The 12,367-nt window shown below is 48.8% G+C and carries 7 protein-coding genes; all 7 read right to left on the bottom strand.

The window, feature by feature from the left end; genetic code table 11:
- Positions 1-2,046, bottom strand: coding sequence for a glucosidase family protein (locus A4R26_RS05190; protein ID WP_081161641.1), 2,046 nt, complete (start codon positions 2,044-2,046; stop codon positions 1-3).
- Between the two features lie 130 nt (positions 2,047-2,176).
- Entirely contained in the window at positions 2,177-3,316 is a 1,140-nt protein-coding gene (locus A4R26_RS05185; protein WP_081161639.1) for a glycoside hydrolase family 88/105 protein, read from the bottom strand.
- Between the two features lie 143 nt (positions 3,317-3,459).
- Positions 3,460-5,178, bottom strand: a complete 1,719-nt coding sequence (locus A4R26_RS05180) for a RagB/SusD family nutrient uptake outer membrane protein (RefSeq protein ID WP_081161637.1) — start codon at positions 5,176-5,178, stop codon at positions 3,460-3,462.
- Positions 5,179-5,202: 24 nt separating this feature from the next.
- Positions 5,203-8,349, bottom strand: coding sequence for a SusC/RagA family TonB-linked outer membrane protein (locus tag A4R26_RS05175; RefSeq protein ID WP_081161634.1), 3,147 nt, complete (start codon positions 8,347-8,349; stop codon positions 5,203-5,205).
- 151 nt (positions 8,350-8,500) lie between these two features.
- On the bottom strand, positions 8,501-10,072 hold the full coding sequence (locus tag A4R26_RS05170) for a glycoside hydrolase family 28 protein (protein ID WP_107685801.1): 1,572 nt from the start codon (positions 10,070-10,072) through the stop codon (positions 8,501-8,503).
- 210 nt (positions 10,073-10,282) lie between these two features.
- Complete coding sequence (locus tag A4R26_RS05165; RefSeq protein WP_081161628.1) at positions 10,283-10,993, bottom strand: DUF4998 domain-containing protein; 711 nt, start codon at positions 10,991-10,993, stop codon at positions 10,283-10,285.
- A 94-nt stretch (positions 10,994-11,087) separates the two neighbouring features.
- Positions 11,088-12,356 carry a DUF5000 domain-containing lipoprotein gene (locus A4R26_RS05160; protein WP_081161626.1) on the bottom strand — a complete coding sequence of 423 codons (1,269 nt, stop codon included), beginning with the start codon at positions 12,354-12,356 and terminating at the stop codon, positions 11,088-11,090.
- Between the last annotated feature and the right edge of the window lie 11 nt (positions 12,357-12,367).

Raw genomic sequence — 12,367 nt, 5'->3', positions numbered from 1 at the left:
CTAAAGCAGGACCTTTTGTGTGGCGCCTTCTTTTATTAAATAGTTTTTCTCTTTGCCATCTTTTTTTATGCTAATATTCAGCCTGCCGGCGCCGGCCCTGCTCACCACTATATCGAACACATTCCCAAATGAATGCAAATTGCGCAATGCCATCCGGTTCCAGCCATTGGGTAACCGCGGCGTACAATCGAAACCGTTGAAGCCTGTGGGGCGAATGCCAAACAACCCTTCCGTATAGATCCTGCAATACAAACCACTCTCGGCCGACAAATGCCGCTGGTTTCCTTCAGGGTATGCTTCCACGGCATAAGGCACATGTTCACCCAACAACCTTCTTTGCGAATAATAACGCAGGAAGGTCATCGCCTTTTCCGTTTCACCGGCAGCCAGCACGCCACGCAATGCATATAATGTGGAGCGGTCCCAGAAAGTAGTGTTGCCGGCCAGGGAAGCGAGGCCGTCTGCCGTCCATAAACGCGGAGAGAACAAAGCCGCGATGGTGCCTGCTTTCCTGTCGAAGATATCTACGATCAATGGAGAGCAGATCCAGGCCCTTAACGTGTCATTACCTTCATAGTACCTATAGGTATTGAACCCTTCCACGGTGGCGCCAAAGAATTTATCGATGTTCATTCGCATTGCCTGCGCCTGCTTTGCATATTTTTCTGTTTGTGTTTTGGGAACCGATAATAATTTACCCAACATAACCGCAGACCTGAGCGCATCGTAATACAGGATGCTGGTATTCAGGTTGGCTTTACCGGCGGGGAAGCGTCCTTCCAGTTCATCGCTATTACTGGCCACTACGCCATGTTCGTTCAGTTTTCTATTCTCATACTCGAGGCACCATTCAATAAGCGGCCACAATACTTTTGCCGAATCTATATTACCATACGTCAATGCATAACGGCCGGCCCCATAGGCTATCATAGCCATATCGCCCCTGTCTTTGGCGCCATGCCAGGTAGCATCGCCTTCGGCGATTATGGAACTGGGAATGGGTTTATATTCATCGTTCATATACCGGGCAAACCACCGGTAAGCATTCATGGCCGACTGGTTTCCCACCTCATCGCCCAGCATGGCAAAGAAAGGGTTAATGTATTCAGCCTGGTCATTCGCCCAGATAGCAGCGTAATATCGCAATCCGCCCGGCCCGTGTAAATAACCGCCCTTTGTTTTATAAATACTTTCCGTTGCCCGCATTTTCGCAAAGGCAAATGCCGTATTCAGAACGGGGTCTGGCGTTTCCAGCTGCATGAGGGATACAATGTTCGACAACCTTCCCTGCCTGGCGTCGAGTTCGTGGTTAACGTCGATAGTGGCCAGCGGGTTGTTCTTATTGAGCGCCTGATAAAGTATGGCGAATTGCACGGAATCGCCCGGCGCCACGGTTCTCAGGCCTTCATTCAGGGTAGAGACAACAAAGCGGTGTTGCACAGGCGTAGTTCGCGCCATTGCCGGTTTTGTTTCCCTGTACAGGTATTCCATTTCAATTTTTACCGGTTGTTTTCCTGCATTGGTGAAGACCCATTTTTCAATGGCCACGGGTTTATCTGTTGAAGGGAAAAGGGTACGTTGTAACAGTAAAGTCCGGTCTTTCCCTATTTCGCTTCTGATCTGTAAAATTCCTTTTTGCCTTATGCCGGTCACTTTTTCAGGCAGGCCGGTTACGGCAGCAGCATTGTATACGCCGGCCTTTAACAATTTGTCGTTGACCAGGAACCTGGGTAGTTCGTCATCTGTAACGTTGTACATCATACTGGCAATGGTGCGCACGGGTAACAGGCGGAAGGTGGGAAATACCATGGTGCGGTTTACAGCCGACTGCCCGTTCTCATTCACCCCGTACTGTACCCACAACGCCACTTTTTCACCGCTCATTTCCAAATGCTCGTTATGCGGCAGGCGGTTATCAATTGTCCATTCAATACTGCCATCGGGCATTATCTTCCAGCGGTCGTGCTGTGCCGGCAGGTCGGTTTGTTGTGCGGATAAAGCCGTAAAGCATATGATCGATGCTATTAAACAAAAAGTATTTTTCATGAAGCGATCGCGTTTTAGGTGGGCCATCAGTAAGAGGCTTCTCTTTAGTAATAAGGTGAGCCGCCCTTCGGAGGGCGACCCATCTTGTCAACTTGTCAACCAGTAAACTCGTCAACTAATCAACTAACCCCTATCTCAACCAGGCCGTAGCACACCACAAAATAGGCGCCTGGCCGTGGAGGTCGCCGATATTGCGTTTACGATCGAGATAGTATTGCCGGTCGTTCTTTTTATTGGTGCCTTCACACACTTCGTGTACATCGGCATGCTCATCGATGTATGAGACCAATGCCAGCCAGCCTTTACGGGCGGCGGGGCCGTAGGTGGCAGCATCGAGCCAGCCGTTCTTTACACCGGTGATCATGGCAAAGGTGAACATACCGGTGCAGGATGTTTCGGGCCACGATGCCTCATCATCGATCAGTTGCCGCCACATGCCGCTTTCAGCCTGGTAGGTAAGTAAGGAGGCCATCATGCTTTTGTACCCTTTCATAATGCGTTCGCGGTTGGGGTTGTCTTTAGGCAGCGAGCGAAGCAATTCAGCCATACCAACCGCCATCCAGCCATCGCCGCGGCCCCAGAAATAGGGCACATCGGGCGCATGGTAAAACAACCCGTTGGGTCTTTGCAATGAATCGAGGTACAACACCATTTCCTTCGCAGCGCGTTCAATGTATTTTTTATCACCGGTGGCGCGGTAAGCCTGTGACTGCACGGCGGTGATCATGAACATATCATCTATCCACATGCGCGTTTGCCAGGTGTAGCCTTTGTTATAGAATTCATGCGACTCCGGTTTTACGCGCGGTCCTTCGGGCGGTCCCCATTGTTTATCGGCAATACCCTGCCCTAACCGGAGGTATCGTTTATCTTTCGTTTGCATGTACAATTCCAGCGGTACTGCGCCGAACACGGTATAGTCGACATGATCGGGTTTGGGTATCAGCGTATCCTGTGCGCCCAGCAGGGGTTCAAACCGCTGCGCCAGTTTTTTCGCCAGTTCTTTATCGCCGGTTTGCCTGGCGAACGTAAGCGCGCCGTACCAGGTGCAGGTTTCGGGGTACGTGATCACTTTGGGTGGGGTTGACCGGCCAAAATTCGTGTGCGGCGTTACCACAAAGTGTTCCGCCACCCGTTTGCCTACTTCCTGCGGGGAAGTACCGGCCGGCCATTTCTCCGCCTTTGCTTTCTTTGATTGCGCCTCGCAAATAATGGGTGGCAATTGCACAATGCCAATTGCCAGTAACAGGCATTTGATCGTTCTATTCATGTATCTTGTTTTTTACAGTTCTTGTTCTTCTTATTGACGTACCCCCAAAACCGGTTATACTAGTCAACAGGTAACTTTATTCACCATCAGCCGTATTGTTTCGGCCCTAACGTTTACGCGCCAATGACGCACGGGAACAGGGATTAATTCCATAATGGAAAATACATACTATTGTTATACGGATCGCCTGTAGTGGTAGCATCGATCTGCGCCTGCGGAATGGGCCGTAACACATGCCTGTCGATGATATTGGCCGCCGCTTCCTTGTTATGCAACCGCACCCGCTGTAATAATTTACCGGTACGCACGAGGTCCCACCAGCGTACATTTTCACCGCACAGTTCGCGGGTACGTTCATCGAGTATAAAATCTATTGAAAGATCAGCCGCCGATATATCCATGGCCGCTGCATTGCCCGTTGGATAGGCAGCTCTTTCCCGCACCGCGTTTATATATTTCACTGCATCGGTCATATTACCCAGCATAAAGGCGGCTTCAGCAGCCATCAGGTAAGTTTCTGCCAGCCTGAAAGCGATCACCGGCCGCACCGAAGGCGAATTGAGATCGGCCCGTTTCGTATCGAAATATTTCATCATGGTTGCCGACAGTGTATTATCATACTTACGCGGCGGCACCAGCAGGTAAGGCGCTGCCGCGATCGCTGCATCGCCTGCATCCACGCCGGGCATATAAATAGCGGTATCGCCAAACTTAAATTTCGGCTGACCGGAAACCGCGCCTGCAGGGGCGCCGGCCGGTAATGGATTGGGCCATACCGGATACCCTTTTGGATCGGGATTATTGGCATACCATACCGTTTGAAATGTTTTGCTGTAACGGGTGTCGTTCACTTTTTCTTTAAACACCGTATCGGTTACCCAGCGCGTGGGAACGCAACGGATATACGGACGGCCATACGGTGTGCTGCGGATCATACCCGGCCGCTTTTCATATTGGCCAACCCACATATGGTTCAATACATTATCGGCACTGAAGTTTGAAATGCCACTGTTGTTCGGTCCGTTGTAAGCGATGTTCGTTGTGTGCTGCACGCTCCAAAGCACTTCCTCATTCTCCTCGTTCCCTTCGGCGAAGATCTTACCGAAGTCGGCTACCAAATTCAAGCCAAGCGACGCCCTGGTGTCGATGATATCTACCGCTGTGTTATATGCGTTCTGGTAATCATCGGCTTTTTTTGCCGCCGAACCGGCCCTGGTTAAATACACTTTTGCCAGTACATGTTTTGCAGCTACCGCAGTTGCTTTACCGGGCAGCACGCCATTGCTTTTGGGGCCTGCAGGTAAAACCGCAATCGCATCTTTCAGGTCCTGTTCTATAAGATCATATACATCTTTCAGCGGGTCGCGCTTTGCCGATGTGACAGCTTCCGATTGAAAATTACTATTCAACGTAACATCGCCCCAGAACTGTACTAGAATAAAATAAAGGTTGGCCCGCAGGAACTTAGCTTCGGCCACCATCTTGTTTTTCGTAGCGGCAGGCAGCTCAACTTTATCGGCATTGTCGATGACCCCGTTGCAGGTATTGATGAAAACATAGGCAGCCCGCCATAACGTGGTAGGGGTGCCATGGGTTGAGGTATAGCTATACAAATTAATATCACTGTTGCCGTCTACCCCGCGCATGAACTCATCGGTGCCTATTACCGTAGCGGTAAACAATTCCTGTGCGCCCCAAAAGTTGCGCATGCCGCCATAGGCGGCATCGAGACCGGCCTGCAAGCCCTGGCTGGTTTGAAAAAATGCCGGTACCAGAATGGAATTGGGTTCCTCCTTTAGTTTCTTATTGCAACCGGTTGCAACTAATAGCAGACAGCTGCAGTATATGAATATCTTTTTCATAATTCACTGTTTGGATGGTAAAAATTAAAACGACATGTTAACGCCAAAGATCAGCGACCACGTAGGTGGGGTATCGATACCTACCGTTCCCGATCCTTCAGGGTCAATTCCGCCTGCTCTGCGATATGGCGAGAATAAAATAAAGGGATCGGCTGCGGTAGCGTATACCCGGAAGTTCTGCGCCCCCATGCGTTTTACCAATGCCGGCTCGAGATTATAACCCAGGCTTATGCTCCTGATCTTTACAAACGAGCCGTCGAAATAACTCATTACCGAACGGTTCAATGGGTTGGTGGCATTGGCATTTGCTTTGGGATTCCAGGGCTCGCGGTTCAGGGGTGTCCAGTAATTTGTTTTTACATTGTTATAGGTACCCTGGTAGGTATTTACAAAACCACCGCCATACAAACTGCTGTTCATGGTATAACCCCATCTTGCAAACGCCACTACCGTAAGATCAACACCGCGGAAAGCAAAACGCTGCGTGGTGCCGCCTTCCCATTTGGGCTGGCTGGTGCCTACTATTATCCTGTCGTGCGTAGCATTGATGCGGCTATCGGGTTTTCCGTCGGCACCGCTGATGTCTGCCACCCTTATGGTTCCTATAACCGATGAATTGCCCGATACCGATAAGCCCAATGCTTTTGCGGCGGCTGAATCTTCAGCAGTGTTCTGCCAGATGCCTAAGCGTTTATAATCATAATACACATCGATCGGTTGGCCAACGAACCAGCCATTGGCCACGTCTTTTGTTACGTCGCCCGACAGTTGGGTTATTTTTCCGCGATTGATAAAGAAGTTGAAGTCGCTGGTCCAGTTAAAATCCTTGCGCGATTTCGCCTGAATGTTGGTAGTGCTTACATGTATCTCAATGCCCCGGTTCTCGGTTTTACCAACATTGCTAACGATGGGGTTTGGAATACCCGAAGTAGGCGGCAATGTTTGCGGTAATAACAATGAATTGGTGGACGCTTTATATACTTCAATTGAACCGGTGATGCGATTGCTCAATAAACCAAAATCAATTCCAAGGTTGGCGGTTTTCGTATACTCCCAGGTGAGCGTTGGGTTAACGGTAGAACTTAAATAAGCGCCGGTAACCATGGTGCCGCCGAAATTATAAACAAGGCCCCTCAATTGACCCAGCGTTTGAAAGGCATCGATCGACTGCTGCCCTACGCTGCCGTAGCTGGCCCTGAATTTCAGGTTGCTGATGGCAGTGATATGCTGCATGAAATTCTCCCGGCTTACATTCCAGGCAAAAGCGGCCGAGGGAAATGAATGCCATTTGTTTCCTTCGGCCAGGCGCGATGAACCATCGGCGCGAATGGTAAACGTAAACAGGTATTTATCATCAAAGCCATAGTTCAACCGGCCCATATAAGAAAGGATATCCGCTTTGGATGTGCTGCCGCTTCCTTTCAGGTTCGACGCATAGGTGGGGTTGAAATATGCAAGGTAATCGGCGAGAATATTGGTATTGTCGAACTGGTTTTGCTGCGAGGCTACTTCCTGCAGACTGTACAAACCGGTAAAATTTATTTTATGCCGCTGCGCTACGACAGCATCATAAATAAGCAGGTTTTCTATTGTATAGTTGTTCGATAAATTGGTTCTGTTACTGGATGCGGAGCCGCCCTGGTTAACCCTGAAACTGGTTTTATCGGAGTAGAAGTTGCCATAAATATCCGTCCTGATCTCAGCGCCGGCGTTCAGCCGGTATTTCAATCCTTTTACCAGGTTCGCTTCGAGGTACATGGTAGTAAATGTTCCGAGGCGTTTCCTGTTCTCTACCGCTGCACCGGGTATCAGGTCGGCCAACGGGTTCCACACCTGGTTGGCGCTTCCGGGAACATAGGTGTTCAGGATATTACCGGCGCTATCGTATGGGGAAGCGAGCGGACTGGCGCGAAGCGCCTGCGCCATGGGGTTGGCGCTTTCTCCCTTTCTTACCGTATAGGTATTCAACGAGTTCAGGCCTACTTTGAACATCCGGCCCAGTTGCTGGTCGATACTCAGTTTGACGGTATATCGTTCAAAACTTTGTCCATGATAAATGCCTGTTTGGTTAAAGTAGCCAGCCGACACAGCGTATTGTGTTTTATCGGAACCGCCGGTTACACCCAGCTGATGATCGGTTATGATACCTGTTTTGTAGATCAGGCTTTGCCAGTCGGTATTGCGGCCTGTCTTTATTCCTTCTACTTCAGCGGGGTCAAACACACCGTTGGTGAGGAACAGCGGATCGTCGAGACCGGTATACCTGCCCGGGTTGGCAATGATATTGGCCCATTTCTTCAGATCGGCAAATTCAGCGGCGTTCATTACCGGGAATTTTCTGGTGAGGCGGCTGCTGCCCACATATCCGCTGTAGGTAAAGACGGGTTTGGCGGTTTTGCCGCGTTTGGTAGAGATCAGTATTACCCCGTTGGCGCCGCGTGAACCATAGATGGCCGTAGAAGAACCATCTTTCAGGATCTCAACCGAGGCCACATCATCCTGGTTAAGATCATTGATATTGCCGTTGAACGGAATACCATCTACAACGATCAACGGTGAATTACTGGCGCCTAACGATCGCGAACCCCTGATGAGGATATTGGGGGTAGCGCCGGGTTTGCTGTTGGCACCGCTTCGCTGAATATCTATACCGGCGCCCTGCCCCTGGATGGCAGCAGCGAGGTTGGAGGAAGGAACATCTTTGATAGATTGTTCACTGATGGAAACAATTGAACCGGTAATATCGGATTTCCGCCGCGTACCATATCCCACTACAATTACCTTATCCATTTCGAGTTTATCAGCGCTCAGGGCAATGGCAAGGCCGGCCTGGCCGGTGCGGCCCACAGGTATTTCCTTATTTACATATCCCACCATTGAAACAAACAGCGTACTGTTCACCGGGGCTACGATCTGAAAAGCGCCATCTTCTTTTGTAGTAGTTCCATTGGTGGTTCCTTTTACAACTACAGAAACGCCTGACAGGGGCGCTCCGCTTTCATTTTTTATGGTGCCTTGTATAGTGACGGTTTTTTCATTTTCCGGTACCTGTGCGTGCGTGAGGTTAGCTACCAGCAATGAATAAAAAAATATACATAAGACCAGGAAGGTCTTTCGTTGAGGCATGGGGACCCCATTCCCGCTGCGTTGCAGGTTCGTAGTTTTTAACATACAGCATTATTTAACTATTTAAGAAATAGAGCAATCATCACAGGGTATGCGGCCGGTGAGGGTTCTACGCAACAGGAGGCGCTTTATCGTGTATTACTTCGTTTCTCATATAGCAACTGTTTTGGTGAAAAAAGTATAGTGGTTATTTCCTTTATAATGGAGGAGCCGATTGTATTTTTTTCCTGATGCCCGGCGTGTTATTCTTTCCCAGTTTTATATCGCTGCTGTTTCCTTCCACACCAACCAGGGCATCGGCCGTTCCTTTTACTTTCACCTTACTGATATGAGCCCGTTCAACATTTTCGAGGCGAATGATGGCGGCGGCGCCGGATGTTTCAGGGATATTGCAACCCGAAATGACCACATCTTTTCCATCTTCGCAGATAAATGCCGGCCGCCGGTCGTTGCTATCGAGCCGCAGGGTGATATTCGCCAGGGTTAACCCTTTCACATGCCTGGCCCATACGCCATAAGCGGGCGCCCGCGGGCCAAATGTTTTTACTTCGGGATATTTATCAACAGCCTCGGGCACATGCTGCCGCGCATGTTCCGGCGTACCGCCGCCGGCCAGGTCGATCTCGATATTTTCGAGCGTAAGATTGGTGATGTAATGGCCGGGTACGCCGGTGATCAAAATGCCCGAGGGAGGTGTTAACTGGGCGTTGGCCGATGCTTTTGCTTTTACATTCTTTATTACAACATTTTCAAGTGTACCTGTTGATTGCTGCACATCCTTTCCTTTTCGAAAAACACTCAAACGCGATCCGAGGCGGATCAGCATAGGCGTTCTTACGTCAACCATCTTCACATTCGAGATGTGCACATTGCGTAAATGCGCGCCGTCGACCGTCAATAATTTTATGCCGCCATTTTTAGTGTCATAGATATAGCAATCGGAGATCGTAATATTTTCGAACGGCGCCATTGACTCGGTACCCATTTTTATGGCGCCCTGGTTGCTTTTCAATCGCATACCGGTAACTACAATATTGCGGCAGGCCATTTTACTGGAGGTGGTCTTAAAACAAAGCGCGTCATCGCCACTGATGATATCACAATTTTTTATCTGCACGTTCTGGCAACCATCTATATCGATGCCGTCGTTGTGTGCTACGCCATGACTTACGATCTTTACATTTTCAATATGTACATTTTTGCTTTGAAAATAATGCGAGGTCCACGCGGCTGCATAATTAAGCGTTATGCCTTTTACCGTTACATCTTCACACCGTACAATACGCACTAAAAACGGCCTGCGGCCCCATCGCTCCGATTCGGGCCGGGTATCGGTTGCAATTTGCTGTTCTTTTAATCTGGCGCCCTGCCCGTCGATAGCCCCTTCGCCTTCGATGACTATGTGTTTTGCATCAACCGCTACCAGCAATGCCCAACCCACGTCGATGCCCAGCCCATCGGTAAACGGGTCAATATTTTGATAATCATTTATATTGGTGCTGCCCAGCAGCCGTGCATCTTTATTGAAACGCAGCGTTACGTTATCTTTTAATACAATAGTGCCCGACAGCCAGGCGCCTGCGGGAAAAACAACTTTACCACCACCCTGCCGATGGCAATCGTCAATAGCTTTTTGAATAGCGATCGTATTTAGTACTTTGCCATCACCTACCGCTCCATAACGGGTAATATCGATATCGATCACTGGCAATGCATTCACCCTGATCATACCGAATAATAAGGCTACACCAATAGCAATTCTTTTCATATGCATCAGTAAAAGTACCAGCTTGTAACATGCCTGGTTTTCCTAATGCAACTAACCAATTATTGTGACAGGCTTTGCACCGACAGTTCGCTATTCATTCAACTATTTTGGCAGAAACATTTCCGGGAACGATTGCGTAAATAAGGGGAAGCGGCACGACCGCCGCCTCCGTTGTTTTAACTAACTGTATCGGAAAGAACGATGTCATAGTCAGGGTACCAACCGGTTCTCATAACCAGAATAAAAAGTATCGATGGCATTGGGTACCGGTTTATACAAAGTCCGGAACTGAAAGCTGTCCCCCTGTTTGTAATCGGGCAAAAGGCAGATGCTATCTGCCACACTTGCATGTTTGTAATATTGTTTTCTTACCGAACCCTGCAGATCGGTATATATAATTTCTTCACCAATTATATCGGCGCCTGCTCCAAACCATTTAACCGTAGCGGTTTTGGCAATATCATCATAAGTACTGCTTTTGATAGTTCGGTTTACTAACTGGGCAATATACTTTTCGCCATATACCGTTCCAATCACATCTGTTTTTACCGACCGGTGCCCGGCATTGTCATGGCTATAGATGTAAAAGGTATAGGTGCCTTCGGGAAGTTTGTCGAAAGAGAACCTGACGGTATCAATCCCGGGAGATCGCTGTACCGCTTTTTCCGTAGAATCGGTTTGTCCGGCTGCATCCCAATACACTTTTATTTTACTGATGCGCGGGTCGGCGGTCAGCAGCATCGAGAGGCCCATGCGGTTGTTGCCGGGATACGATCTGGCAGAATCAACCCGGGCGATGTATACAATTTCTCCGTCTTTAATAAAGTCATCATAGGTATCGTCCATCTTGCTGCATGCCATCAGCAATACAAAACAGACAGTTATGAAGAACTGGTAGGTATAATAATTATTTACTCGCATACATTTGATTTGGTTAATACGCCGATTAAAAATTGAGATGCCTCCTCAGGGTGAGCCGCCCCTTGAAGGCGGCCCACCCGGCGCCACCCTATATTTACTTTTTCTGTCCCCAGATCGATAATTCGAACAAATGAAAGAACCCGGTAAATCCGTCGATGGAACCCCAGCTGTCGATATTTTTCCAGCCTATATAGCGCACAGCCGGTATACCATTGGGCAATTCAAACTCCTGCCCGCCGGCGGCGGCCTGTACATCTTCATTTGAATTCTGACCTACTTCCCAGCCCGATGGTTTGGTCATTACATACTCACCGAGTTTTACCCAACCGGTGTTGGGATCGGTGTTATTGGGATCGGTGCTTACCACATTCGGTTTGTTGGTGCCCCATATTTCCCAATGATGCGGGTTGCCATGATTGAAAATATATGCTCCGGTGCGCTGCCATATCTTAAAACGGCTAAGCACAAATTTTGAAGCGCCGCTTTTATCGAGGTCGATGGGTATCCATACCGGCAGATCATATTTTTCTTTTGTATGGAACATGCTGGTATGGTTACCGTCGTACAAATTTCTCATCGGATAGCTGCCGGAATAATCCACGGCATTCACCATATTCAAACCCGAATTGGGCAGTGGATCGAATTGCGGGATGAAGCCGGCAAAACTGTTTCGCACATCGTTAAACCTGGTTTTATCGAGCGCTTCCTCGTAAACCGGCGTTATTTTCACTTTCAATGTATCGCTGTGATTATCCCAACGGTCCCTGGCATAAATACCCCAGGTACGCTCAACCGGGGGAAAGCCGCGGATATTGAAAGCGCCCTGTTTCATGCTGGTATAATTAAAGTCAACATGCTGCCAGTCGCCAGCCGAATCGACCACCAGTACTTCAAATACAATATTGGCCGAATCGGCATTCACATACTTAACATTGATACCGCCAAAGGTTGAATCGGTTTTTAATGATTTGAACACATTCACAATTGGCGGCGTCAATGGTTTTATAGTTACGGAAACCGGTTCAGACATTATTTCACTTCTGCTTACCGCATACAGGTCAATCACCCGTTCATCGGTATTTCCAAAACCTTCAACCAGCAACTTATTCTGGAACATGGATACTTTTACTTCTTTCTGTTGCCCGTTCAGGGTATACAGCGCCTTTACATACAGCAGGTTTTCATTACCGGGTAAGGTGTAGGTGATCAATGCGGCGCCGGCCAGGTTGGTCACCTGTGGGTTCCGGATGGGATCAGGCGCTGTTTTGTCTTTTGAAAGCGGGCTGCGCTCATCTTTTTTACAGGCGCACATGGTTATTACAACCAGCAGGCAGCCTGTTATAATATGTTTACTTAGTTTCATTGCAAACAGGT

It is taken from the genome of Niastella populi (assembly GCF_002078015.1).
Taxonomy (GTDB): domain Bacteria; phylum Bacteroidota; class Bacteroidia; order Chitinophagales; family Chitinophagaceae; genus Niastella; species Niastella populi.
This window is presented reverse-complemented; position numbering and strand designations above follow the sequence as displayed.

Excerpts from the sequence above, each read along its gene's own strand:
- A4R26_RS05190 (WP_081161641.1), bottom strand. The coding sequence starts at position 2,046 with ATGAAAAATACTTTTTGTTTAATAGCATCGATCATATGCTTTACGGCT.
- A4R26_RS05185 (WP_081161639.1), bottom strand. The coding sequence starts at position 3,316 with ATGAATAGAACGATCAAATGCCTGTTACTGGCAATTGGCATTGTGCAA.
- A4R26_RS05180 (WP_081161637.1), bottom strand. The coding sequence starts at position 5,178 with ATGAAAAAGATATTCATATACTGCAGCTGTCTGCTATTAGTTGCAACC.
- A4R26_RS05175 (WP_081161634.1), bottom strand. The coding sequence starts at position 8,349 with ATGTTAAAAACTACGAACCTGCAACGCAGCGGGAATGGGGTCCCCATG.
- A4R26_RS05170 (WP_107685801.1), bottom strand. The coding sequence starts at position 10,072 with ATGAAAAGAATTGCTATTGGTGTAGCCTTATTATTCGGTATGATCAGG.
- A4R26_RS05165 (WP_081161628.1), bottom strand. The coding sequence starts at position 10,993 with ATGCGAGTAAATAATTATTATACCTACCAGTTCTTCATAACTGTCTGT.
- A4R26_RS05160 (WP_081161626.1), bottom strand. The coding sequence starts at position 12,356 with ATGAAACTAAGTAAACATATTATAACAGGCTGCCTGCTGGTTGTAATA.